At 55.7% G+C, this 25,467-nt stretch carries 24 protein-coding genes and 1 tRNA gene; 5 read left to right on the top strand and 20 right to left on the bottom strand.

The genetic code is table 11. The features are described from left to right. Window positions 1–18 precede the first annotated feature (18 nt). From LA756_RS15730 to LA756_RS15710, 5 genes are all read right to left on the bottom strand, one after another. Entirely contained in the window at window positions 19–252 is a 234-nt protein-coding gene (locus LA756_RS15730) for a DUF1653 domain-containing protein (RefSeq protein WP_224435673.1), read from the bottom strand. A gap of 75 nt (window positions 253–327) precedes the next feature. Then, window positions 328–401, bottom strand: a tRNA-His gene (locus tag LA756_RS15725). Window positions 402–492: 91 nt separating this feature from the next. After that, the gene (locus LA756_RS15720; RefSeq protein ID WP_224435672.1) at window positions 493–1,302 is read right to left on the bottom strand and encodes a creatininase family protein; all 810 of its coding nucleotides are present in this window, start codon (window positions 1,300–1,302) and stop codon (window positions 493–495) included. 56 nt (window positions 1,303–1,358) lie between these two features. Further along, window positions 1,359–3,179, bottom strand: a complete 1,821-nt coding sequence (locus LA756_RS15715) for a leucine-rich repeat domain-containing protein (RefSeq protein ID WP_224435671.1) — start codon at window positions 3,177–3,179, stop codon at window positions 1,359–1,361. Window positions 3,180–3,564: 385 nt separating this feature from the next. Beyond that, window positions 3,565–4,569: a sugar phosphate isomerase/epimerase gene (locus LA756_RS15710; RefSeq protein ID WP_224435670.1), complete on the bottom strand. Its 1,005-nt coding sequence runs from the start codon at window positions 4,567–4,569 to the stop codon at window positions 3,565–3,567. A gap of 221 nt (window positions 4,570–4,790) precedes the next feature. On the opposite strand from LA756_RS15710, the gene LA756_RS15705 reads away from it, so the two are divergent. Together LA756_RS15705 and LA756_RS15700 are read left to right on the top strand one after the other, a co-directional pair. Then, window positions 4,791–5,819: a hypothetical protein gene (locus tag LA756_RS15705; protein ID WP_224435669.1), complete on the top strand. Its 1,029-nt coding sequence runs from the start codon at window positions 4,791–4,793 to the stop codon at window positions 5,817–5,819. A gap of 113 nt (window positions 5,820–5,932) precedes the next feature. Further along, window positions 5,933–7,369: a hypothetical protein gene (locus LA756_RS15700; RefSeq protein ID WP_224435668.1), complete on the top strand. Its 1,437-nt coding sequence runs from the start codon at window positions 5,933–5,935 to the stop codon at window positions 7,367–7,369. Between the two features lie 3 nt (window positions 7,370–7,372). Here the strand turns inward: LA756_RS15700 and LA756_RS15695 are convergent, their stop codons facing one another. The 10 genes from LA756_RS15695 to LA756_RS15650 all read right to left on the bottom strand — a co-directional run bounded on the left by LA756_RS15695 (window position 7,373) and on the right by LA756_RS15650 (window position 15,895). Further along, complete coding sequence (locus LA756_RS15695; RefSeq protein WP_224435667.1) at window positions 7,373–7,618, bottom strand: hypothetical protein; 246 nt, start codon at window positions 7,616–7,618, stop codon at window positions 7,373–7,375. Window positions 7,619–7,719: 101 nt separating this feature from the next. Continuing rightward, window positions 7,720–8,028 carry a hypothetical protein gene (locus LA756_RS15690; RefSeq protein ID WP_224435666.1) on the bottom strand — a complete coding sequence of 103 codons (309 nt, stop codon included), beginning with the start codon at window positions 8,026–8,028 and terminating at the stop codon, window positions 7,720–7,722. A 179-nt stretch (window positions 8,029–8,207) separates the two neighbouring features. After that, window positions 8,208–8,432: a hypothetical protein gene (locus LA756_RS15685; RefSeq protein ID WP_224435665.1), complete on the bottom strand. Its 225-nt coding sequence runs from the start codon at window positions 8,430–8,432 to the stop codon at window positions 8,208–8,210. 222 nt (window positions 8,433–8,654) lie between these two features. Then, window positions 8,655–9,158, bottom strand: coding sequence for a hypothetical protein (locus tag LA756_RS15680; RefSeq protein ID WP_224435664.1), 504 nt, complete (start codon window positions 9,156–9,158; stop codon window positions 8,655–8,657). A 45-nt stretch (window positions 9,159–9,203) separates the two neighbouring features. Continuing rightward, on the bottom strand, window positions 9,204–10,094 hold the full coding sequence (locus tag LA756_RS15675; protein ID WP_224435663.1) for a M28 family metallopeptidase: 891 nt from the start codon (window positions 10,092–10,094) through the stop codon (window positions 9,204–9,206). A gap of 49 nt (window positions 10,095–10,143) precedes the next feature. Further along, entirely contained in the window at window positions 10,144–10,719 is a 576-nt protein-coding gene (locus LA756_RS15670; protein WP_224435662.1) for a hypothetical protein, read from the bottom strand. 154 nt (window positions 10,720–10,873) lie between these two features. Next, complete coding sequence (gene pepF, locus LA756_RS15665) at window positions 10,874–12,694, bottom strand: oligoendopeptidase F (RefSeq protein WP_224435661.1); 1,821 nt, start codon at window positions 12,692–12,694, stop codon at window positions 10,874–10,876. Window positions 12,695–13,075: 381 nt separating this feature from the next. Continuing rightward, window positions 13,076–14,137, bottom strand: coding sequence for a beta-ketoacyl-ACP synthase III (locus LA756_RS15660; protein WP_224435660.1), 1,062 nt, complete (start codon window positions 14,135–14,137; stop codon window positions 13,076–13,078). Between the two features lie 122 nt (window positions 14,138–14,259). Continuing rightward, window positions 14,260–14,619, bottom strand: a complete 360-nt coding sequence (locus tag LA756_RS15655) for a DUF2750 domain-containing protein (RefSeq protein WP_224435659.1) — start codon at window positions 14,617–14,619, stop codon at window positions 14,260–14,262. A gap of 154 nt (window positions 14,620–14,773) precedes the next feature. Continuing rightward, a complete protein-coding gene (locus LA756_RS15650; RefSeq protein ID WP_224435658.1) occupies window positions 14,774–15,895 on the bottom strand; it encodes a Gfo/Idh/MocA family protein in 1,122 nt (373 codons plus the stop codon). A 258-nt stretch (window positions 15,896–16,153) separates the two neighbouring features. Between LA756_RS15650 and LA756_RS15645 the strand changes: the two genes are divergently transcribed. Beyond that, complete coding sequence (locus tag LA756_RS15645; RefSeq protein ID WP_224440392.1) at window positions 16,154–16,930, top strand: NRDE family protein; 777 nt, start codon at window positions 16,154–16,156, stop codon at window positions 16,928–16,930. 280 nt (window positions 16,931–17,210) lie between these two features. Beyond that, window positions 17,211–18,194: an EF-P lysine aminoacylase EpmA gene (epmA, locus tag LA756_RS15640; protein ID WP_224435657.1), complete on the top strand. Its 984-nt coding sequence runs from the start codon at window positions 17,211–17,213 to the stop codon at window positions 18,192–18,194. 198 nt (window positions 18,195–18,392) lie between these two features. Here the strand turns inward: epmA and LA756_RS15635 are convergent, their stop codons facing one another. After that, on the bottom strand, window positions 18,393–19,883 hold the full coding sequence (locus LA756_RS15635; protein ID WP_224435656.1) for a WD40 repeat domain-containing protein: 1,491 nt from the start codon (window positions 19,881–19,883) through the stop codon (window positions 18,393–18,395). Window positions 19,884–20,200: 317 nt separating this feature from the next. Between LA756_RS15635 and LA756_RS15630 the strand changes: the two genes are divergently transcribed. After that, window positions 20,201–20,710: a hypothetical protein gene (locus LA756_RS15630; RefSeq protein WP_224435655.1), complete on the top strand. Its 510-nt coding sequence runs from the start codon at window positions 20,201–20,203 to the stop codon at window positions 20,708–20,710. Between the two features lie 514 nt (window positions 20,711–21,224). Here LA756_RS15630 and LA756_RS15625 read toward each other — a convergent pair. The 4 genes from LA756_RS15625 to LA756_RS15610 form a co-directional block, all read right to left on the bottom strand. After that, window positions 21,225–21,680 carry a hypothetical protein gene (locus LA756_RS15625; protein ID WP_224435654.1) on the bottom strand — a complete coding sequence of 152 codons (456 nt, stop codon included), beginning with the start codon at window positions 21,678–21,680 and terminating at the stop codon, window positions 21,225–21,227. Between the two features lie 70 nt (window positions 21,681–21,750). Continuing rightward, a complete protein-coding gene (locus tag LA756_RS15620) occupies window positions 21,751–22,704 on the bottom strand; it encodes a DUF1559 domain-containing protein (RefSeq protein ID WP_224435653.1) in 954 nt (317 codons plus the stop codon). Window positions 22,705–23,127: 423 nt separating this feature from the next. Further along, a complete protein-coding gene (locus tag LA756_RS15615) occupies window positions 23,128–24,027 on the bottom strand; it encodes a hypothetical protein (RefSeq protein ID WP_224435652.1) in 900 nt (299 codons plus the stop codon). Between the two features lie 386 nt (window positions 24,028–24,413). Beyond that, complete coding sequence (locus LA756_RS15610; RefSeq protein WP_224435651.1) at window positions 24,414–25,421, bottom strand: Gfo/Idh/MocA family protein; 1,008 nt, start codon at window positions 25,419–25,421, stop codon at window positions 24,414–24,416. Window positions 25,422–25,467: the final 46 nt, after the last annotated feature.

Below are 25,467 nucleotides of genomic sequence, written 5' to 3'. Positions count from 1 at the left end.
AGCAAGTGCGTCGTGGCTCTACGCTTCGCCGAGGTACTTGAAGCGAGGAATCACTTGACCGCCGACGGTGACCGTTTCCTGGAACATCTCCAGCGGACGCACCCACAGGCTCTTGTCGCCGTAGTCTTTCCGGTAGACCACCAGCGGCTCTTCGGTCTCGCTATGCCGTGCAACGCCCAGCACAACGTATTCTGGGCCTTTGTAGTGGCGATATCGTCCTGGCAGCGGCAAATCGCTTGGCAATTCGGACATACGGCAGAAACGCCTTCCCAGAGAAGCCAAAGCGAGATAACAAGTGCTTTGGCAATTTGGCAATAAAAAAGAAAGGGTGGATAGAGGGATTCGAACCCACGACCCCTGGAACCACAATCCAGTGCTCTAACCAACTGAGCTATACCCACCATAAGGCAAGCGACTTAGTTTAAATGCCGCTACGAATCTCGTCAATCGGCACCCCTGCTCAATTTTCGCAAGATTCGCCAAATTGGGCACTTACGTCGCCTCGTCTATCTTAAAGGGGAACGTTTCATCCACGTTCGCTTCGGAAAGTTGGACCAGGAAGGGGGCCAAGCGGTTCACCAAAAGCTGTAACAGACGCTCTCCTTTATCGGCAGAAGCTTCGTGGGGATTGCCTGATCCGCTGTTAGTGGTCAGCAAATGCCATGGCCGCGTGATCGAAACCCAACCATTTTGCAGAGCCTCCATCTGCATGGGCCTGGTCGCGCCAGAATCAGCGTCGAGCGACCCATCTGGTCGTCGGGCGACCAACTCGGGCCGGTACGCCAAGATCATCGAGGTCTCCATCTCGCCGGCATGGTCTTCTTTATGCGTGAATATCTCGTGGTATTCTTCTTCGCTGAACGCTTTAAACCAGTTGCACAGAAAGACCTGAGCTTCCGTTTTGCCGTACAGCTCGCGGAGCAGGGGTTTCATCTCGTTGCCGCCATGGCTGTTGAGGAGCAACACCTTCTTGATACCACTTTGGACGAGCGACTGGATGAGATCGGTAACCACGGCAAACAGCGTCGATGGGTCAAGATTCATCGCGAAGGGAAACTCGCGCATGTTGGTTTCTGTGCCGTAGGGAATCGTCGGCAGCAGCATGACTTTCGCCCCTTGAGCATGGGCCGCCTCGCAGATCTGTTCCCCGATGAACGTTCCTTCGTAGTCGTCGGTTCCGTACGGCAGGTGAAGATTATGCGGCTCGGTCGCCCCCAGCGGCAGCACGGCCACTTCGTACTGGGTGTTTTTGACTTGGCCGTAGTTAACTTCCGAAAGTTTCCAGGGACGAGGGGCAGTCATCGATGTGGCTCCAGCAGGTAGGAAGGGAAGTGGAGCTCTCGATTTTAAAGCGACGCTTAATGGTGAACCACCACCTGAGGAAGCGATTGCTTTAATCGCTCGATGCCTTGCGTGGTGACGCGTGACTGCCGTGCGTCGATCATCTTCAAATCTTTCAGCCGCGAAAGCTTCAAGAGACCTTCGTCGGTGATCTGTGTCACTGCCATGCGGAGCACTTTCAAGTTTTGAAGTCGCCCAATTGCATTCAGCCCCTCATCCGTGATTCGCGTACCGCTGATATCGAGCTCTTCCAGGTCGGTCAAGTTGGCGATCGTCTTCATCGCCTGGTCGTCCATCGTAGGCGTCGCAATACTTAGGTCGATCAGTTTTCGACAGTTGCCCAAATGAGCAACACCTCGGCTTGAGACGTTCGTCGTCGTGAGATCTAGCCAGGTAAGCTCCGAGAACGTTCCGATGTGCGGCATGACTTCGTCATTGATCGCGGTACACTTACCGAGCGCCAGCTCGCTGGTGCGGCCATCTTTCGGAAGAGCCAAAATCTGCTCGCGCGAGACGCCCAGCCAAGCCATGTAATGCAAGTCTTGCCGACCTATGTTGCTCTCGCCCAGTTTCTGGGCCAGCGTATGCAGGATGTCATCCTGTTTGTAAATTTCGACGAGGAATTGAATGAACGGTTCACGGTACTTGCCGTTCTGTCCGTCTAAAAACATCTGAGCCAGCCCTGCCGACTGACTGTAGATCGCGCTGATGTCGGGACTTTGCTGAATCTCTTCACGTCCCATGGCGGTCAGTTTCGTCAGTGAAATATAGAAGTCGCCAATCAAACGGCGATTCCTCGCAAACTGCAGTCGCGAGGCATCGATGCCGCCCAGCGTTACGTAGCCATCGTAGATTCGGAGCGACTCCATATACATCGCCACGCCTTCGATCGCCCAGAAGTTATAGTTCACCCCGATGTCCTTCGAGGCGGAACGATACTCCTGAAACAGCTGATGGGAAACTTCGTGGTACCACGTAGCATGGGCTGCGTCGCTGTCGTCATGAAAGAGATAAACCTTCTCTTCATCGAACTGGTAGATACCCAGCGTGATGCCGATTCTCGGTTGGACTTGCTCCAAGTAGTTGACGTATTCGCCACGCGACTTGAAGAGGACAACTTCAAACTTCTTCCGCACCGGGCTGGGCGATCCGCCATCGAAGTAGCCGGCCAGTTGCAGTTCGTTGCTCCAGAACGAAAAGAACATCTGTTCCCACGCCGAATAAACCACCTCCAGACGTTCGCCTAGACGCAGGCCTTCCGCTTCGCTCAAATTGGTCATGATTTGGAAGTGAGGCGTATCGATTTGCCAGAACGTTCGCGCCGGCCAGCCATACTTTGGGTGTTCGTAGCGTGGCTGTTTCGCGCGCGTCACCACGCCAGGGCGTCGCCATGTTCCGTTGACATTGGCGTAGCCCAAGATTCGCCGCGCGTCAGGATGATCGGGATTTTGCCGCAACACTTCGTGCAGCGTTTGGTAAGATTTTCCGCCCTCTTTAGCGATAAGCAGTTCCTGGGAATATCGGAACAGGTTCTCCGCGTGCGCGTTGCGGATCGCGCGAAACTTCTGATGCCAGAACTTGACCAGCTGCGGAGCATCTTCAGTCGGCTCGGTCGGATCCGTTTCGGGAACCAGGTAAAAGACGTTTGCCTCGCCATAGCTCGGAATGATCCACTGCCGTGTGATTTCTGCCTGTTGCGGCAGCTTCACTTCGTCGCACTTCAAAGCGAGTTCGTTCAGCTGCGATTGAAACCGCGCATCGATCTCGACCCGAGACGGTGCTTCAGTCTGCATCGTCACGGCAGAGATTATCAAGATAGCGGCAGTCGAAAGTTGCACGATGGTTTCCTGGGCAGCGAAAAGCAGTCTCAATCCGAGGCTCTTGCCTAAGCCCTGGAAGGGCGACAGAAAATAGCCAGGGGTGTTAACCCCTGGAAAGCGTACAAAGGTCTTGGTAAGCCCCAACGGGGCGACAGAATCATTTGCTGGAAGCTGAATTTCTGTCGCCCCGTTGGGGCTTGGGTGTTATTACTACCCGACCAGGGGCTTGCACCCCTGGCTATTTTCTGCCGCCCTTTCAGGGCTAAGAGCCATATTCGTTTACACTCTAGTGTGATGTCAAAGCGGGGTCCTTGCCAACTTCTGGCCGTTGCGCATGAAAAAACCGAGCAGGCCATTTCGACCTGCTCGGCTTGTTTCGATTGTAGCGATTTGAGGGATCGCGTTATTGCTTCTCTTTGTCGAATGCCGAATCGAATGCGACGTCGCTCGGGGCGAAGTCGATGCTGCGGACGAACTCGCACGACTCTTCGGCACCATGCAGACGGTCCATGCCGCTGTCTTCCCACTCGATGCTCAGCGGGCCGGTGTACTGGATGTCGTTCAACGCTCGGATGATTTCTTCAAAGTTCACGCCGCCATGGCCTGGGCTGCGGAAGTTCCAACCGCGGCGGTGATCGCCAAAGTCGATGTGGCTGCCGAGGATCCCCGTGCGGCCATTAAGCGTCGTGATCGCGTCTTTGATGTGGACGTGGTAGATGCGATCAGGGAAGTAGCGAATGAATTCAACTGGGTCGATCCCTTGCCATAGCAAGTGGCTGGGGTCGAAGTTGAAACCGAACTCTTCCCGGTGGCCGATCGCATCGAGCGCCTTTTCGGCACTGTAAATATCGAACGCGATTTCGGTCGGGTGAACTTCCAGACCGAACTTGATCCCGCATTCGCCGAACACGTCCATGATCGGGTTCCAGCGATCGGCAAACAGCTTGAAGCCATCGTCGATCATCTTCGGAGGAACTGGGGGAAAGCTGTAAAGCAGATGCCAGATGCTGCTGCCGGTGAAGCCATTCACGACCGGCACGCCAAACTTCTGAGCCGCGCGGGCCGCGTTCTTAACCGCTTCGGCGGCGCGATCGTTGACGCTGGCCGGATCGCCGTCGCCCCAAACCGATTCCGGCAGAATCGACTTGTGGCGTTCGTCGATGATATCGCACACGGCTTGTCCGCAAAGGTGCGTGCTGATCGACCAACAACCGAGGTCGAACTTATCGAGCTGTTCGCGTTTCTTGTCGCAGTAGTCGTCCTCGGTGACGGCGCGATCGACTTCAAAGTGGTCGCCCCAACAAGCGAGTTCCAGACCGTCGAAGCCAAAACCTTTCATCGTCTTGGCCAAATCGTCCAACTTCATATCGGCCCATTGGCCGGTGAACATCGTGACTGCGCGAGCCATGCTGTGCTCCTTTGCGGGGTGAAAACGCGTCGATGGTATGTCAATGGAAAAGTGTGCAGAACACACAGAACCGGTATTTTGGCCCTTGGCAGACCGCCTTGCAACCAGACAGAGCACGCCGGTAGCCGTTTTCCAAGGGTAACGATTCTGCCAATTTCGCGGTCGCGCCCTATTAGGGTGCTATATTGAAACGTGAACGCGAACCGAAAGGACCTCAGGCGATGACCAAGCTCCGCACTCTCTTAGCCATGTTGATGCTCTTTGCGATTCCCGCCGCTGCGCACGCGGACAATCGGGTCACGCTGGAAGTCATCACCATGAAAGGTGTTTCGATCACGGCGCTGCAAGCCTGGACGAAGTTACTAAACGGCAAAGGGGCCGACTCAGTTCGGCTGCGCAATGGGCGCGAAGGGGAGAAAGCAGGCATCTCGGAAACCGAACTCGGTTCCAGCAAGTCGTACAAAGTGACCGCTATCCTTTCGCGTGACGAAACGTTGCACATGCCGGACGGCAAGCGATTCACCAAACGCAACATCAACGAACTACCGCAATGGTTTCACAAAATTAAAGTGGGTGGCGAAGACGAACTTAAACGCCAGCCTGTCAGCGGCGGCATGACTCGAAACGAAAAAGCGGACGTGCTTGCCACGCTGTCGAAACCACTCGACTTCGAAACGAGTGGTAAGCCGCTTGCCGAAACGCTCGGCTCAATTCGCGAACTGACCGGGCTCAACTTCGATGCGTCTCCTTCGATCATTGCCCGCGCGAAGATGGCGAAGTCGGAAGACGAACTGAAAGGCGTCAGCGCCGGCACTGCCATGGCCATTTTGTTGCGTGCCCATGGCTTGATCGTCGTCCCAAAGCGTGAAGTTGGCGGCGTTGTGAACTTGCACGTTCAAGAGATCGGCAGCAGTGACGATGCCTGGCCGATCGGTCAACCGCTAAAGAAGAGCCCCGCTCAAACGTGCCCGGTGCTGTTTCAATTCATTGAAGTCGAAATCAACCGCACGCCTCTCGAAAAAGCGTTGGGGGCAATCACGCCACGTCTGCAGACGGCCATCTTCCGCGATCATTACAAGATTGCCCAAGACAACATCGATACCGACATCGACGTTCGCTTTCCCAAAGACAAGACGTTCTACAAGAAGATCCTGGATCACATTTTGTACCAGGCCTTCTTAAGCGTTGACTTGAAAGTGGACGAAGCGGGACAGCCTTTCTTGTGGGTGACGTCCGCCAAACGTGGTTAATTTTGGCCCAGCGTTGGCGAAGCAAGTTGCGTCCTGTATAGAATAACGCAGTGCTTGTTGGGTTTGTCCCAGCAAAGACTGGCCAGCTTTCTTCCTTGGGCGTTGTTCGACCTATGAATCTGAATTCGATCTATCCGCGCGCTGCGACTTGCCTGGTACTTTTCATGGGGCTTTGCCTGTCGACTTCGCTATCGGCAGAAGAAACCAAAGCTTGGAAGAAGTCGGGCGGCAACGAGAGTTACTTCATCGACAGTGGCAACGGCAAGTGGCTGGAAGTCGATTCCGAAGGGGGAACGCTTCGTTTCGAAGAACTGCAGCGTGACGGCGACAATGTCGAGATCATCGATCGCGGTCGACAGATTAAAATCTGGCTTCGCCCTGAATATGCCGAGCTGTCTGCCAACGGCCGGCCGTATGCTCGATGGCTGCAAGGGGAATGGAAGGCTCTCGATACGCTTCCTGAATACGCGAAAGTCTCGCCGGTCGATCACAAAGTTCGTTTGATCTACTTCGTCCCGACCGATCGCGAGCCGAAGCCAGGGTATCGCGAAAAGATCAACACGCTGATGCACTTTGTCAACGAAACCTACAAGTTCGAGTTTCGTCGGCGCGGTTTGCCCGATCGTGGTTTGGTCTTTCAAACGGACGACAAGGGTGTGCCGATTGTGCACCTGGTTCGTGGAAAGCATCCTGCGAAGCATTACAACGGAGCTCCGAACTACGATCCCTACTTCCAACTGCGTCAGCTTCAGCCAGAGATTCCCCGTTCGATTGGTTCGCAGACGACTCATCTGGTGGTGACGTTCGCCGAAACCTACGACGGCGGTCCTAACCAGTTTGAATGGCCTGGCGGGATTGCCCTGGGCGGTTGGCGTTCGGCAGACGGCGGGACAGCCAACTTCTCAGCTTGGATCTTACAAGATATGTTCTGCGCGAAGACAATCGCCGCGCAGCGCAAGCTGTTCTTCGATCGCACGCCGATTGAAGGGCGTACGGCGCTGGGGCATGGTCGACCGAACTCGCCCAGATACGAGTTCATTGAAGATGGATTCGGCGCGGTCGTTCATGAGGTGGGACACGCATTGGGACTACCGCACGATCTGCGTGACGACCGGCACTACATCATGGCCAACGGTTTCCGACGCATGCAGGCCAACTTGAATCGCAAGACGCGCGTAACCGATCGGGCTCAGTTCTCGGATGCCAATGCGAACATTCTTGCTTCGTCGCGACTGCTGAATCCTGAGGTCGATCTGAAAGACAGCAAGCCGCCGAAGGTAGAGCTGACCGTGGAACCGGCCGACAAGCCGAATCACTATCGAGTCAAAGTGAACGCAAGCGACGACCGCGGAGTGAAAGCCGTTCTTTATTACGACGACGTCCGGGGAAGCGTTGCCGATGGCGTCAAGCTGGAAGGAGCCAAGGACAGCGACGAACGCGAGCTGGAACTTGCCGCTGATGGCGAAAAGAAAGAAGTTCGCCTGCAAGCCAAAGTGATCGACCAAGGTGGCAACATCACGACGGTTCAAACCACCACGGTCGTTCCTTAAACGCTAACGGCCAGGCCGAAAGTCTGGACCAAAGCCAACGCCGTAACCATATCCACCAAAACCGAACCCACGGTAGTTGCCGCGATACGGAATAGCATGGTCCGTGGGTATCGATGAACGTCGCGGCGTATAGAACGTCCGAGCCGTACTGCTGTTGGCTCGAAAGCCACGCCGCCAGCCTGCTTCGGCAAGTGAGGTGTGGGCGGCAACGGCGATCAGGACGACGAGCAATATCGAGCAACGATTCATGCGATTCTTTCTCATGCTGCAGGGCAGGGGAGAGCTATGAAAAAAGAGCGGCACTCATCGCGTAATGAATGCCGCCCTTGAGTGAGGCGATTTCGTTATGGCTAGAATCCGACTCGGATGCTGACCCCGGGGCCGTATCCGTAGCCATATCCATAACCGTAGCCAGGATATCCGTAGTAGCCATACGGACGTGGCTGATAGTAATACCGCGGGCCGTAATAGTACGGCGATGCATAGCCGCGATAGTAAGAACTGCGATAGTAGGTCGACACGCGAGCAGGCCGACTGTAGTAGCCGTAGTATGCGACTTGCGGTCGGTAATAGCGTCGCCCGCCAGCATCGGCGGAAGAGGTGGAAGCGAACATGAAACCACCGGTAACGATGGCGGCCAGCAGCAGAGTCCGGAACATGGCTCTTCTCCCAAAGAGTGTGACGGCGAATCGCATGCTCGCCTGAGTTTATTCTTCGCACCTGCGGCGATTGGGAAAGAGCCTTCACTCAAAATCAAGGACAAAATACGCGTGCAAGACACGCCGCGCGTGGGGCAACATCACACGGCGTGTCTCGACGCGCATTTCGTTGTTACGGACTACCAGTAAATGCCAGGGCCTCGGTAATAGCTCGGACCATACCAGTCGTATCCAGCGCGATGGATCTTGCGATGGTGATGTCGGTAGTGGTGATGGTGACGAGCATGGTGTCGATGCCAGCCATGGTGACCCCGATGATGACGGTGGCGCCAGCCTGCGTCGGCGGTGGAAACCATGGAGAGTCCAGCAATTAGCACGGCAGCAATAAGTAACGAGCGAAACATGATTTTTCCCTCCGTAGGTGCATAACAAGGTGACTTAACGTGTTGGTCACCGTTTGCATGTCGTGTGCCGCTTCGCCGGAAATTTGGTCAATTTCAAAATAGGCAAACCAAAATCCCAACCTCTTCGGGGAACGTTCGCCATGGCTTCGCAACTTGGCTGAACTCGATTTGCGCGATCTGATCGATCAACGATCGATGTCGTGACGAACGATAGAATTTTTGTTAAGGACACAGATAAGGTGCCCCTGGCAGGGACACTTCGGGAAGCTCGTCGACACGTTGGAAATAGATGTCAATCATCTGGTTGTCCCCCAACTGCCCCGACGGAGGCGTGTTGGAACAGACCATCACCCGGTAAGCTCCGTCCCGCAGCAGCAGTTCCTGGTCGCGAGGGCACTCGACATTCCAGTCCATCAAGTCGTACAGATCTCGGAAACAGACTCGTCCGCCGATGCAGCGAAACGGAAGCGTCAAGTTGAACTCGTGGTTCTCGGAACACATGGCCGGTTTGCCTCGCTGGATCCGCAGGCGAAACTTCCCAGGCGTTCCTGTGGCGAACCCGACAATCGTTCCTTCGCGAACATGCCGCCGCACATTCGGCACGCTCGTGTAATGGACACTTAAGTAGTCATCGCCCTGTTCGATATGTTTCGCGTTTTCCGGCGAATAAAAGATGATGCCTAGCCCAGCCGTTTCCAGTTGGATGGACTTTACCGTCGAACTCATGCGCTTGCCGCCCCTGTCTGTTTTCGATCGTCTGCGATTGCCTGGCTATTTCAGCAATCGCTTCATGGCTGCGGAAACTCCGAGGGTGACCTCGGCCATTCGCTCGTAGTCGAGCGTGTCTGGCGTATCGCTGGCTTGGTGATAGTTCGGATTCCGCACAAATGCTGTATCTGTAAGCATAAGGGCTGGATAGCCTTGTTCCCAGAAGGCTCGATTGTCGCTGAGGAAGATAAACTCGAATCGATCCGGCAGGGGCAACGACCATAGCGGGAGCTTAGTGCCACGTTTGAACCCGCGATGAAACTGGTAAGCGAGCTTCCAGGAATCTAAGTTCCCCAGTGCTGTGAGGAAATTCCCGCGGTTCGGCATCGGCCAGGTAAGCCAGCGCGGGATCTCTTCCGGGTAAGGCTGCGAGCCCTCTTCATCCCGGAAATAGCCCACCATCTCGAGGCAAAGCATGCCGACGATCTTTTCATCACGAAGCTTCGCGGACCGCGCATGGTGTTGGCTGCCCATCGAGTCGACGTTGAAGTAGGGAGGTTCTTCGCATGCGAATGCCACATAATGTGCGGTGCGTTTGCCGAGATGTTCTTTCAGCAGTCGACTCACTTCCAACAGCACCGCCACTGCGGAAGCGTTATCGTCGGCACCTGGGGTGGACGAAACCGTATCGTAGTGACCACCCAGCACAACGATTTCATCGGAACGAGACGTGCCAGGCGTACGGACAATCAGGTTAGTTGCGACGTTGGAAAGCGCGTCGTACGATTCTTCTTCGACTTCGTAGCCCATGCCGACCCATTGCTGACGGATATATCCCATGGCGGCTTCCATGCTGCCAGGCCTTGCGAAGCAGCGTGGACCGATCAGCCCAGCCAGGCAGTCAACGTGGCGGTAAAGGCGCTCGCGTAATGCGTCTTTGTTTGGTGGGTTCATCGTACTGCGGCTTCATCATAGAGGGACGCTACGGCCGCTAAGGATCGACTTAACGACGCCAGACTTGCCACCACTGCTTCGCTTTTCGATCGCGGTGCAAATGTTGAAAGCAGACGGCGTTGCCTTCGGGGAGGGGCTGGTGGAACGAGAATCCGGTGATTTGCCGAGCCGTCTCGATGGGGATTTCCATGATGCAATCGACCGGTTGGTTCTTTTCGTCGAAAGAGGCTTGCTCGGCGGTGAAGGTTCGCCGAATCGTGTCGAACATTTCCGGAGGCGTTCCCAATGCGACTAAGTGATGCTTCCCTTCACGTTCCTGGCTGTCGTGGGTGATTTCCCAGGTTCGGCGGCCGTTGTGCCAGCCGGAAGCGGTGGCATACATCGCGTACTCTTCGACCGCGCATGTGACCAGATCGCACTGACGCGAAAGACGGCTCAGCCAACGCGAATAGGCATAGTCGCATCGATCCGAAACGACCAGGTACCAGCCCGAGGGAAGGGCAATGCCGGAAAGCGAGCCGTTGGGGAAACCTTCGAACGGTTCACCTCGTTCGAGCCCCAGCCCTTTAAGCGTTTCCTCTGCCGACTTCCCCTGTACAGCCAACCAAGAATAAGCAGATCCCACGTTCGCAGCTCCTATCAGAAAACGCGACCAGGCTTATGCGTTTGATGATAGGAGAATTACGCGAACGTTTGAATCAGGCTTTCGTAAGAAGTGATCCGCTGCGGTCTCCCCTCGTTTCCGATCTGGGCTACCCCTGATGCACGATACTTCTTCGTTATAGCAAGTCGTTCAGTTGATCGACGAGGCTTTCGAAGTGGCTCAGGGCCATGTCGACTGGTTTGGGGCTTTCCATGTCGACGCCGGCATCTCGCAGGAGGTCGAGCGGATACTTCGAGCAGCCCCCTTTGAGGAACGACAGGTAATCGTCCAGTTCCTGCTTGCCGCCGTTGAGCACTCGCATGCTCAAAGCAATCGCGGCCGACAATCCGGTCGCGTACTTATAAACATAGAACGCACGGTAGAAGTGTGGGATGCGGAGGCATTCCAGCTTCAGTTGCGGATCGATCGCGAAGTCTGGGCCGAAGTATTTCTCGAGCAAGCCTTGGTAGACTTCCTGTAGCGACTTCGACGTGAGCGGTTCGCCTGCTTCGCACATCGCGTGGGTGATCTTCTCGAACTCGGCGAACATCGTCTGGCGGATGATCGTGCCGCGGATGGCGTCGATGTCGCGATTGATCAGGTAAGCCCGTTCTTCGTCGGTCGTCGCGTTCTCTTGCAGGTACTGGCTTAGCAGCTGTTCATTGAACGTGCTGGCCACTTCCGCCACGAAAATGACGTAGTTGTAGTACTGATACGGCTGGCTCTTCGACGAATAATAGCTGTGCATCGAGTGCCCCGCTTCGTGAGCCAACGTGAAGACGTCGTCCAGAACGTCTTGCTTGTAGTTCATCAGAATGAACGGGGCAGCGTCGAAGCTTCCGCAGCTGAACGCGCCGCTCTGCTTGCCGGCGTTGGGGTAACGATCGCACCAGCGGGCCTTTGTCAAACCATCTTTCAGCACGTCGCAATATTCGGGACCGAGCGGAATCATTGCGTCCATGATCACGTCGACCGCTTCGTCCCACGTGTGCTTCTTCTTGATGTTGTTCAAGATTGGCACGTAGGTGTCGTAGTGATGGATATCCTTCAGCTTCATCTTGCGGCGACGCAGCTCGAAGTAGCGATGCACGGCCGGCAAGTGGTTATGGACTGAATCGATCAGATTGTCGTAAACCGATTCCGGAATGTTGTCGGCATACAATGCCTGACCACGAGCACTTTCGTAGCCACGAACCTTGGCGTAGTAAACGTCTTTTTGGATCGAACCAGAAAGTGTCGCCGCGAGCGTGTTTTCATGCCCTTCAAACTGAGCGTAGTATTGCTCGAACGCTTTCTTGCGGACTTTGCGTTCCGGAGAAAGGAGGAACTCCATCAGCGTCGAGTTGGTCAGTTCCTGCTCTTCGCCATTTTCGTTCTTGACGCTGCCAAACTTCATATCGGCATCCAGCAGTTGGCGGAACGCTTTGCCTGCGGCGCCTGCCATTTCGCTTTGCATCGCGAGGATGCGTTCTTCTTTCTTGCCGAGCGTGTACTTCTTGTAACGCGTCATCCGTTCCAGGACGAGGCGATATCCCTTCAAGACAGGATCGTCCATCAGTTCCTGCAATCGCTTAGCGGGAATCGCTTGGATTTCCGGCGCGATATAACTGGCCGCTTGTCCCAGTTTGCTGGCCACCGCTTGAAAGCGAGCCATGCGGCGTTGGTTGTCGTCGTTGGCCTGGTCTTCGGTCGTCTTTAGGAACGCATAGATGCCCAGCTTTTCGCCCAGTCGGTCGACTTGCGTATCGAACTTCAAACAGGCCAACAGCTCTTTCGGTCCTTGGGCGAGCGTGCCGCGAAACTTGTCGAACCCTTCTTCCTTCTTGGCCAGCTTTTTGAAGTCCTTTTCCCACGCTTCCGGATCGGGATACAAGCTGCTCAAGTCCCAGGTGTTCTCGATAGCAACTTCGTCACGCGTGAGGGTCTTCTTCACAGACTTCTTGGCAGCTTTGGCCATGGTAGTTCCTTCTCTGGTTTCTCTAGTCGGCAATCTCGAAGCCAATCGTACCGCGTTAAAGCGTACAGATAAAGGTTAGCTTAGTTTTCCGTTTTCCGTGTTCGGTTTTCAGTAAGAAGCTAGGCCAACCGAATCGGCATCGAAGGCCCAGCCGTAGGGCCCGCGTGTCGCGGGTCTTGAACATGATATTCGGTATCCAAAATTTCGGGTGCCAGCGCGGTAGTAAACGACAGTCCCACGTGAACAGTGGCATAGCCAGTGGTACCCGGATGGCAGCAACTGGAATCTTGGATTATCGACCCGCGACACGCGGGCCCTACGAAAAAAGGGCATCTTGGATGCCCTCTCGTGAGTTCGTTTTCGTTTTGAGTCGTGGGTCTCTTACCACTGAAAAACGGTCGTGCCCCACGACAGCCCGGCACCGAAGCCGCACAGCAAGATGCGATCGCCTCGTTGGATGAGCCCTTTCTCCATCGCTTCGTCCAAGACAAGCGGGACACTTCCAGCCGACGTGTTGCCGTAAAGGTCTAAGTTGACCACCATCTTCTCACGCGGAAAGCCAAGGTTATCGCACGCCGCGTCGATGATACGGACGTTGGCCTGATGCAGAAGTACCAGCGAGATATCGTCCGGCGTCAGTTCGGCATGGTGCAGTACGTCGCGGATCGAGTCTTCAATCACGCGGACGGCCCACTTGAAGACACTTCGGCCATCCATGTACAGGTACTGCTTCCCTTCGGAAAGTGCTTCCGGCGTGAGCGGTTCTCGGGAACCACCCCCAGGAACACACAGCAGCGGACCGCCATCGCCTTCGCTACCGAGCGTGTAAGAAAGCATCCCTTGTTCGTCACTACCAGGCCCGAGAACCACCGCTCCGGCTCCGTCGCCGAACAGCGGATAGGTCTTCTTATCTTCTGGATTGGCAATCCGCGAAAGAAGATCGGCCCCGACGACCAGTGCTCGTTGGCTGGTTCCGGTCTTGATGAACTGAGCCGCGGTGATCATCGCATAAAGGAAGCCGGCACACGCCGCACTGACATCCATCGCGGCGGCGCGAATGCCGAGACGCTCTTGCAAGCGGCACGCGGTGGACGGGGTCGACGAGTCAGGCGTGAACGTTCCGACAACGATCAAGTCGATCTCGCTGGCATCGACGCCGGCCGACTTGAGCGCCGCAATCGCGCTTTCGTAAGCCATGTCGCTGGTAGCGATGCCCTCAGGGGCATGACGTCGCTCGCGAATTCCCGTTCGCTGAATAATCCACTGAGGATCGCAGCCGAGCGAAGAGAGGTCTTCGTTCGGGACCACTTTCTCAGGCACGTAGCTGCCGGTTCCCAGGATCTGAATGCCAGTTAGCGAGCGAAGATGACTTCGGCCTGAGGGAACAGGGCGCGGAGAGGTCGAATCACTGCGGGAAGAGGAATTAGGTTGCGCCGTCGCCATGCTTTCGTTTCGTGAGGGAAGCGGAGCGGGAAAACGATGTACTGTAGCACAAATGCCCCAAGTTCTCATGCCTATTTCGGTTGGCCGTAGGCTGAAAACTTAGGGAGTTCACACCGTAGCAATTATAGAAGTTCTGCCCGCAAGGCTACCGGGTCGACAAACACTGGCCCATCGAAAGGGGTAGGAAACACGGCCACTTTCATTCGCATTTTGACAAGCTTATCGACCCAACGATCGTTGAAGCTGGACAGCTTGATTTGCTTAGGGGTGTGTTGTCGCCACTTATCGGTAGCGCAAAGGGTCGCATGTTGTTCGTCCGGCCAAACGACTAAACCCTTCTTGCCGTCGTCGTCGGTCGCTTCGGCCCAGCCGTCGACGTACAACCCCCAAAGTTCTTTGGTTTCGCCGACTTTACGAATGAAGACCTGAAGCCGGTCTGGGCCGCTCAAATCGACCGCGCCGGCATATTTGCCTGAGGACATGCTGCCTCTCCCAATTTGCTGTTCCGAATGGCTATTGAAAAGGGCACAGGCGCGCAGAAATGCGCACCTGATGCTTAGCTGGCCTGAAGCTGCTGTGAAGTCCAGCAAATCTCAGGGCGCCACCGGCATGGCCAGCAGCACCCAGGGACGCTCTTTAAACAGGCTCGTCGGGAATATCGACCCAGGCTCGCTTTTCGTACGACTCCAAGACCGAGTCTGCCACGATTTGGGCCATCAGCCCTTCGTAGTAGCTTGGCACGCACTCGCGCTCTTCACTGATCGCCGAGACGAATTCCCACATCAAATCATAACGGAAAATTGTCGCAGCTTCACCCATATCGGTGGTGCGGGGGCTTCCCTCAGGCGTCAGGAATTCTTTGGGCACTTCTACCGGGTGAAGATCGTCACCTGTTTTGCCGAGCAAAATCTTGTTTGGCTCGTGCAGCTGATAGACGGCGGATCCTTCGCTGCCGTTCACTTCGGCCCATTCGTGACCGAAACCATTGCGGTGGTAACCTTTGGCGAGCGTCGTGCCTTCCCAGACGCCTACGGCACCACATTCAAACTCGCCGATCAGCGACGACCAGTCATCGACTTCGCTCGGTGGGCAATCCTTACCATCGATGGTTTTATCGCGCTTGGTGAACTGAGCCACCGCACCGCAGACACTTTTGATCGGGCCCAACAAGTCACGGGCGAAGTCGAGACGATGGATCGTCATGTCGAACAAGTCGCCGGCGCCTGCTTTGTCTTTGTATTGACGCCAGCCCCAGCTGGTTTCAGGCCAATCGAGGAAACGCTGGCTGCGGAAATGGCGAGGTTCGCCCAGCTGACCTGAGTTCAACAGGCTACGCATGTATCGCATCGAAGGGGCAAAGCGATACGTGAATGCGGTCATGTGGACCACTTTGTTATCGCGTGCCGAGTGATACATCTCGCGGACTTCTCCGGCGTTCAATCCAAGTGGCTTTTCGCACATCACGTGCTTGCCGTTTTGGGTCGCCAAAAGCGAGATCTCTTTGTGGGTGAAATTCGGAGTCGCAATGATGATGGCGTCGACTTCCGGGTCGGTACAAATCTCTTCCACACTTGTGGTGGTCTTCTTCACGCCCCAGTCCGATTTGCGCTTCTCGAGAAGGTCGCTACTGGCGTCACAAACCGATGCCAGCGTCGCTCGCGAGTCGAGCTTGATGCCGGGAACGTGATGGTAGTCGCTGACCGCGCCAGCGCCGACGATGCCGATTTTTACGGGGTTTTCCGAAGAATACTGGGGCATGGGGGCAAACTCTTTCCTGATAACCTGACAGAGGGGATACCTTAAAAGTGGGGGTAGTGGGCCTTTTTCAGCCCCACTGTTCACACGTCCTTCAAGGAGCCCTTCGAGAAACTTGTTTTAACAAAAATTTAGGTACTCGACCCCCATTAAAGGGTGTCCGAATGGGGAAAAAAGAATAGACTCAAAAGGATTAGTTCAGCCTTGGGGCGTGACCAGGGTGCTCGCTTTTTCTTACCTTTAGCCCCGCTCTTTAACAATATGTGCCTATTGGCAATTCAATACCGAAGCGTTCCCGAAGCACCGATCCTTGTCGCGGCTAACCGGGAAGAGTTTTATGATCGTCCCACGTTGGCACCTTCGATTCAATCGGGGAAGCCTCGAGCACTGTGCGGAATTGATCAACAAGCCGGGGGAACCTGGCTCGGCGTCAATCAGCACGGGCTTGTCGTAGGTTGCACCAATCGTCGCAAGATGAAGCGTCCGCCGGTCCCTCGTTCGCGGGGACTGCTTTGCCGTGAACTGCTGCGTGCCAGCAGTGCTCAAGCCGCCGTCGAAATTGCGATGGAAGGTTTGATGTCCGAGCAGTACGACGGCGTGAACTTCGTAATGGCCGATGCCGACAGCGGCTGGGTCGTTCATGGTGGCGACGACGTCAACGCCCAACGATTGGAAGAAGGCTTGAACCTGATCGGCGGTCACGACTTGAACGACTCGCGTGACGAACGTGTCCAGCTTGCTCATCGCCTGATGACGCTGCAGACGCTCGATTCGGCCGTCAAGTTTCTCGCCGTTTCCAGCAAAGTCTTCGCTCGTCCACCGGCAGCCCAAGGCCGCCCCGGCATGGTCATCGAAGGCAAGGAATGGGGTACTGTCAGCAGTACGCTCGTTTCGCTGGGTAAGAAGCCACGCGACGCCATCTTCCAATACGCTGAAGGCGCTCCGACCAAAGTGGGCTATGAAGATTACTCGCCACTGCTGCGAGACATCCTCAGCCGCGGTCTGCGAGAAGCCCGAGCTTCGCGAGCCGAAGCCTAATCGCCCTCCGGCGAGCATCAACCAACCTAAGAGCACATCGCCATACGATGTGCTCTTTTTTTATGCCCCACCACAGCGTAGGGTGCGTCTCGACGCACCATGCCCTGGCAAACCGTCGTGACGCCACGCTGCTCATGACAACGTAATTGATCCCGAAAGAAAATGCATTGCCAAGCATAGTGGGTGGAAACCGATTGGATGATTCTGGTGCGTCGAGACGCACCCTACCTGTTGCCACCCCGGTTTGAATGAGCCCAAGTCCACCATCGAAATCAATCCCATGTCACAAGATTCCTGGCGACCGACGGCGTCGCTTGATCACTTGAAGCGTCGTCACGAGATCACTCAAGCGGTGCGGCAGTTCTTTCTTTCGCTGGGCTTCTGGGAAGTCGAGACGCCGCTGCTCTCGCGCGATACGGTCATCGACACGCATCTCGATCCGGTGCCGGTCACGCTTTCCTGGAACCCGGCCGAGCCTCAGCATGGTGACGCCTTCTATCTGCAGACGTCGCCAGAGTTCGCCATGAAGCGGCTTGTGGCGGACGGCGCGGAAGCCATCTTTCAGATCGCTAAAGCATTTCGATTGGCCGAAGTTGGTTCGCAGCACAACGTCGAATTCACCCTGGTCGAATGGTACCGCGTCGGCGACGATTTGAAGGCCGGCATGCAGCTGCTTTCCGACCTCGCCGAAGCCGTTTTAAAGCGTGGTCCGGCCCAACTGGTCAGCTATCAAGAACTGTTTCAATCTCATCTTGGCTTCGATCCTTTGTCAGTCACTGCCGAGGCACTGCGCGACGTGGCGAGTGCGCAAAACGTCAATGTGCCAAAATCATTTTCGAACGACGATCTCGATGGCCTCTTAGAGCTGCTGATGGGGGAACTCATTCAGCCGAAGCTTGGTTTCGATTCGCCGGTGATCTTGTATCACTATCCCGCATCGCAAGCCGCATTGGCTCGGTTGGACGAAGACAATCCGCGCGTCGCGTGCCGCTTTGAGTTGTTTGTTGACGGTATGGAATTGGCCAACGGCTACGACGAACTTCTCGACGCCGAGGTGCTTGTCCAGCGTAATCGAATCAACAACGAGGCCCGACAGCAGCTCGGCAAGCCACGCCTGCCTGAGGCAAGTCAGTTGATCGAAGCGATGCGCAGCGGACTGCCGGCCTGCAGCGGCTGCGCATTAGGTTTGGATCGCCTGGTAATGGTTGCCCTTGGAGCGAAGTCGATCGAAGAAGTCATTCCATTCCCGACGCGGAAGGCTTAAGCCCAACGCATTGCTTTATCACTTTGCATTCGTCGGATGGTCTCGGTTTTAATCTCGGATGGCCGAAGACCACAGGAAGCCATGGAATGCGGCTAGCGTCCGCATAGAAGCGTGACTCTCAGGTCCGACTGCTTGCAATGGCATCTTGTCGATTACGCCGATACCGAGTTAAAAATCGGTACCAGCCCATCGCAGGATCTACTGAATCACCAGCGGCAGCGGTAAATGTTCCGCCGTGCGGGGAATGAAGTAAGGGATCTGGATCAGGGCGATCTCGCGAGCAAGCGATTCGGTCGCTCCGTCGGCGATGGTGCCTCCGTCGAGTCCTTGCAGGAAGCTACGCGAACTGCCACTGGTAAACTCGTGCGACCAAATCGGTTCGTCGGAGCCCTTGATGAATAAGTCGAGCTTTGCGACGCCGTAAGAATGTTCGAGCGACGCTGGTTCGCAGTTGAAGCGGAGGTAGACCTCCTGGTCTGGCGCGAACAACATCTTGTCCGCTTTCAGGCGAGCCACAATCGCATCGCCGATCGCGGCTCGGGCCTTGTTGATCGTTTCGCCAGTCTGGCCACGCATGTAAACCATCAACGAGACCTTCACGCCGGGGCCAAGGATCGCATTCTCGACCGATTCCATCGCCTCGAACGAACGGTCGACTTCTTCCCAAGGAATCCCGATCATCGTGATCGACTCGGCATCTTCCCCGAAGCGACCGATCACAAAGTATTGATCCAGCACGCCAATTTCGTCCGTATCGTAGCGGGGTCGCTTGAACTGAACCGTCGTCTTCTTCGAGTCGCGATGAATCACATTTCCATCGACGATCCAGCCCTTCTTGTCTGGCAACCACGAAAGACTGTATTCGTTTAAACGTCCCCATGGAATGAACATGCTGATGTCGTATATGATCTGGCCGCGACCATTCCAGACCACCAAGCGCTGCCTACCGTAGGTGTTGTAGATCGCCGCCATCTCTTGACCGTCCGGCGAAAACTCGAGGTCTTCCACGCCACTGGCGCCCAGCGTGTAGTTGTAAGTGCTGCTAGGGTCACGTAGCGGAGCGGCCAGGTTGCCGACATAGCGTCCATCGGCCAAGTTCAGTACAGAAACTTTGTCCCCTTCGACCAATGCCAGGAACTTGCCATCGGGCGAAACGGTCAGCTGGCCTTCTTCAATGTTTTCGGTACGGCAAAGTACGTCGCGCACCTTTTTGCTCTCTTGGATATCCCAGATCAACAGCGATTGTCCGGTGTTGGGGGCCGCCAGCAGATAGCGGTTGTACATGATCTTCATCACTGGGTAGTAGCTGCTTTGCTTGCCAGGTACCCGCGAAATAAGTTCCCCGGTGACCAGGTTCCAGACGTTAATACTGCTGCCCTTGTCCCAGTGGGTTCCTTCGTAGGCGGCGAAGTACATTCCGTTGCCACTCAAACAGCGATACTCGCCGATCTCGGTATCGCCAGGGATGGTTTGGACGACCTTCTTCGACTTGATGTGCCACGCCTCGCGATCGACGACCACCACAGGGCAGCCGAAGGGGCCGACAGTGATCTGGGCTTTTTCCCCAGCCGGGATCGATATATCCGACGAATTCAGCCAAGGCGAATCACTCAGCTGAGCAAAAACAAGATCGACGGCGGTCAGCGAAACGACCACGGCCACCACAAGAGTTCGAATCATTCGAGACATGAGTAGGTCAAATAGAAAAAGCGGGCCAATGCAATCCACGCCTCCGATTATGCACCGACGTCCAGACGAGGGGAATGCGAAAATCGAGTCGCTCGCCACTTTCACGCAGGTTTCACGACTCGTCAGCGAATAAAACTCAAAAAGCTGCGTGCCAATCACAAAACATAGGGTGCGTCTCGACGCACCTGTCCTGCTAGTCATGCGCGTTGCGCCGTTATTGTTTTCCGGTTGGGTGATTCGTGGTGCGTCGAGACGCACCCTACGCTACGATGGGGAATCTGCAACGTTTGAAAACGTATCCGCAAAGGTACAAGCAAGTGAAGAATGAAAAGGCTGGCCTCTTTCTTAAGAAGGCAAACGACGATCTGGTTTCCCATTGTGAATGCACGCCCACTTGGGTCGCCGCGCCGGGTCAACTCGATTGCCCTTGGTGTGGCTGCGGCTGGCTGATTATCTGTCCCCAGTGCCGCAAGGCTTACACGTTCGCCGTCGTCGCTCCTTGCGATTTGACGTGGGAAGAACTGGCCCATCACGACCTCGACACGCGCTACGACGAGCCGCCAGAGGACGAAGATATCGAGATTTGGATCGATTACATGCGGACCGAAATGGAAGGGCTTGAAGAAGGGCAGCTGTGCGTCTACATCGACGGCAACTACATTCCGGCCAACCTCGAAAACTTCGAGTTCGACGGCATCTACGCCCACCACCAATTTGCCCGAGTCCCTCAAGTCGAAGGCCTCACCTCCGACGAAGCCGTCGGCGAAACGCTCGCCAGCTACGAATACTGGACCGAGCGTCGTATTGACGACGACGAAGAGGAGTAGACCGCCGCTGTGGCCACTGCGTCCATGCCAAGCTTTCCTTCCTGTTGTGCCGTAGGCATCCTGCTAGGCGTTGTGTCGTCGATAGCGGCAAGGCTGTTTGGCAACGATCTCCAAGCGGAAACTTTTCTGCTTGTTGCAATCGGAGCCAGCACCCTTGCAGCACAAGGGGAAATAAAAACCTGGCGTGCCGTTATGTTGTATTCTTTGACGGCATGTGTAGCGACAGTCGTGGGGATTCTAGCAAGTCTCATCCGCATGCCTGAATCCTGGCTAGTCTATTCATTGCTTGGTGCAATTTCTGGAACTATCATCGCCGCCGCGGCATGGATTCTTCGCAGGGTGAGTAAACCTTAGCCGAAGCCGTCGGCGAAACGCTCGCCAGCTACGAATACTGGACCGAGCGTCGCATTGACGACGACGAAGAGGAGTAGCCCCACCGCTGTGGCCACTGCCTGCCAAACCAACCATTTCGCACCGCAACGAAAACAGCTAGGTCACGTACCCTACTTTGCTGTTACAAATCAAAGTCGATTACATTATCACCCGCGGCGATGGTAACCGTCAGATTGCTGGTCGCCGGATTGGCGTATCGACTCGGCAGAAGGTTTTTGCCGACCACCATTTGGCTTGCTCCACCAGGGGCAGAGGCATTCCCCTGCGAGCTTGGCTGGGCCGACGGGGCGCTATCGTCGTAGGAGTTGATCGCCACGTTCGCCTCGCCAATTGGAACGCCATCGCCCGATTCGAACGTAGAAACGTTCACGATCTGGCCTCCTTCGATTTCGCCGAACGATGATCGCGAGCCAGGCACCTCGAAAATGATCGTACCTTTTTTAAGAGGTTTCCCCTGGTAGGTAACTTTGCCGGTCACTTGGCCTAGCTGCGGACCGCTGTCGCAGCCAACGCTGAAGATCAACATGCCGAAAAGCAGCAGCAAGTAAGTCGAACGCGGCTGCATTGCAAAAAGCATGGTTCGTTTCCTTGGAAGTAGGGAAGCAGGGAATGAAGGGAACCGACACGTGCCGAAACCGACGCGAGGCCTACGGAAGCTGCGCGACTTCGCCGCCGGACTTCGAGGCGCCTGCACGATAGGCCGCGCCATCCATCGTTTCCGGCAAGAACGTCACCGAGCCGTCGCACATCAGAAAGTTCGCACCGCCGGGATGAAAGCTGCGGAAGGCGATATTCTCTTGCCAGTGACTTACCGTCGGGCCGAGCGTGCCATTCATGAAGTCGCGATTGCGATGATTGATCGGATAGGCCGTGCTCGAGAAGCAAGCGGAACCCCAGTTCTGCCAGTGGCTCCATGCTCCGATGCATTCGCCCAGCAAATAGGTGTTGGAAAGCCCATCGGTGATTTCCGAAAACTTTGCCGCATAGTCGCGCGTGCCGATCACGCCGCGGACACGCTCTTCGGAGTTGCCGGCCCCGGTGTGCGTGACGCCAACGCCAGCGACTCCGGTCGCATTGGGATAGTCGCCAATGTTCGCCGCATAGTCAGACTGCGAGATCTCCCAGCTGGCACTGAAGTGATCTTCCACGGCCGCTTCGCCTCCCTGGGAATTCGAGGGGCACAGGAATTGATCGTGCACCATGCGCATGAATTTGTAATTACAAATCACGCTCGGGTCGTCCATCATCGTGTTGTTCCAACCGCTGGGGCGATCGTACGACGGCTTTTTGAAGTCGATATGGTCGGCGATCGCGGTCTGCTCCATGAAGTTCATGATCCGCGGTGCCCAGCCCCATTCGCGGCGCGGCCGGCCTAACGCTTCGATCTCGGAGTTGCCCGGCGGAAGCTGCAGGAAGGTGTCGTGATAGTTGTGCATTGCCAAGCCGAGCTGCTTCATCTGGTTGGTGCACTGCATCCGCCGAGCCGCTTCCCGGGCCTGCTGCACAGCCGGCAACAGCAGCGCGATCAAGACACCGATAATGGCGATCACCACCAACAATTCCACGAGCGTAAAGCCTCGCGTTTTGGGCGAAGAAGACATGAGATAAGTCCTTTCCAACGAAGAAAAGCCGGGCATTGCCGCGGCCATAAGAAGTAAAGGAAAAAGGCCTGGCGAACCAAGCGAAAAGGGGCTGAAAAGCTAAGGAATAGTCGTCGCACAAGCCGCCACCCAATAAATCGCCTGATTTACAATCGTGGTCAAATAGGCGAACTGGCCAAAAAATGGCCGATTTATCGAGTGCGTTTCGCGGACGAGGCTGAATATGCCCATATTGCAACCGACGGTCAAGAGAATTGTCCACGAAAGACGCAAAATTGTACAAATAGTTGATGTAGGGGTTATTGCATCTCTATGCAGGGGAAGTCTCTAGCGATCAGACCAGCCATTCAACAGCATAAGTAAAGCGACCAATTCCGAGCCCCACGTAGGGTGCGTCGAGACGCACCCTGCTTTGGTCGCAGTTCAATCGTCCATCAGTACGTCCGCTGCTTCCGTTGTGGCGGCGGTTGAAGTTGGGGGGATCGGGGACGCGTGCTGTTTCCAGTTCGGGTGGACCAGCGACCAATCGAGAGCGTAGAACCCAAGCCACAGCGGATATAGCAGCAGCCAAATCAAACCAATCGCCGACCACGTCGGAAGTTGTACTTGCAGGAACGTTGGTGGGTTCTGCAGGGCCGCGCTTAGGCATTCGTGAGCGATCGCCGGAGCAGTCAACGCCAGCATCATTGCACTGCCGACCAGGCAAAGCGCTTCCGCGTAATTTCGTGACCATAGCGGCACGCATTGAAACGCCAGGACCCAAGCTAGAAAGACCAGGACCAAAAGACCGATCAAAACATCAAGCGGGACGACATGCGGCATCAAGCTTTTCACCGCAAAAGCAACCAACGCCACGATGGTAGTGAAGGCCATCAGTCCAAACAGTGTGAATCGCCATTTGAGGCTTTTCTCACCGAAGACTAGGGAGACCAGAAAGCGGTTGAATAATGTCAGGCCGATGGATGCCAGCCCCATGCCCATCACGACAACAAATCCGGCCAGGCGACTGTACGGTAACACCAAAGTCAGGAGTGTGCAGAGGCCGATCGCCAGAAGCAATCGCCACCGAAAACGAATATTGCCACACGCCAGAAAAAAGCTGGTCAGCGTCATCACGCCGAACAGTGCCGCAGTTAAAGAAATGCTGGGCGGGCCAGGGATAGAGAAGAGCACGGCAAACGCAATCTGAAGCCAGATGATTAGCGTCACCGCCCCAAGGATGCGGACCGGAATCGAACGCGTCAACGATTCGCCTGAGCTAGATTCGTCGTCCCCTGGTAACGACGCGTCCATGTCCAGATCGTCGTCCGATTCAACTTCCATAAAGCAAGCATGCGTAAGATCATCAAAACCAAGGCCACCAACAGCAACTTCCTACGGTATCAGGTCGCATCTTCAAAAGCACTACCAGGCCAACTATTCCAAACCGTGCCGAAATCGGCCAGTTCCCATCCCCGCGTAGGGTGCGTCTCGACGCATTAAGCATCGGCTACTTTGCTGCATGCGATAGAAATGGCAAATGCTGTGACGTGTTGTACTGCAGCAGGGCCTGCGTCGATGTGGGGGGATTGCGGGCAAGAACGAACCGAGCCCCAACGGGGCGGCCGAGGTTGATGGCGGCGGCTTCGTTGGGGCTCGGTGGTTTGAAGTTGTCGGGGCGATTCCAGTGTGTCGAGACGCGCCCTTGGGAATAAGTCGGTCGCTTGTGGTTACTTGGCCACCATGTGGTTAATCGATTCCCAGCGGCCGGTGCGTTCGCTGCGGAAGATCGCTTCGATCACTTCCATATTGGCAACCGCGTCGCTAATGGGGGTGGGGACTTCGGTGTCTTCCAGGATGGCCTGAGACATGAGGTCGCCCTGGATGGTGTACTGATCGGCGATCGGCAGTTCGATCTGGGTGATCTCTTCCCCTTGCTGATGCCACAGGATGCATGGCTTGTCAGGCGGAGCGTTGAACGGAATTTGAATTTCGACGCGTCCTTCGGTGCCGACGATATGCACGCGTTGGTACGGGGCGATCTTCGTGCCGCAAGTAAACGTGCTCATCAAGCCGCCGAAGTCGATCATCACCGAAGCGACCACGTCGGTCTTGAATTCTTCGTCCCGCGTGATGGCGGCCATCACTTTTTCAGGCTCGCCTTCAAAGATGAACCGCGACAACGAAATCGGATAGCAGCCGATGTCCATGATGCCGCCGCCACCCCATTCCGGATTGTTGCGGATGTCGGAAGGATTGTTGTTGAAGTAGGAGAAGAAGCACTGGATGGTGACCGGAGTACCGATGCCACCTTCGCGAACGATCTCGCGAGCCTTCTGCCATTGCGGGTGATGGCGATACATGAACGCTTCCATCACCTTCAAGTTGGGGTGCTGATAGGCGATATCGGCCAGGTGCCGCGCTTCTTCGGTGTTCAGCCCGATCGGTTTTTCGCACAGCACATGCTTGCCGGCTTCGATCGCTTTGATCGCCCACGCCACATGCATGTGGTTAGGCAGCGGAATGTAGACCGCATCGATCTCTGGATCTTCCAGCAAAGCTTCGTACGAGCCGTACGCTTTGGGAATGTTCAGCTCATCGGCTGCCGCTTGGGCATTGTCCAGATTTCGGGACGCGATACCGGACACTTCGCAGTATTGCCCCCGCTGCATTCCAGGGATGACTTTAACCGTGCCTATTTTCGCGGTGCTCAGTACACCCCAACGAACTTTACTCATCGGGTCTGTTCCTATTTCTTTCGTCATGATGTGGGGAGAAAAGATC

Origin of the sequence: Bremerella sp. TYQ1 (assembly GCF_020150455.1) — a bacterium.
Taxonomy (GTDB): Bacteria; Planctomycetota; Planctomycetia; order Pirellulales; family Pirellulaceae; genus Bremerella; species Bremerella volcania_A.
This window is presented reverse-complemented; position numbering and strand designations above follow the sequence as displayed.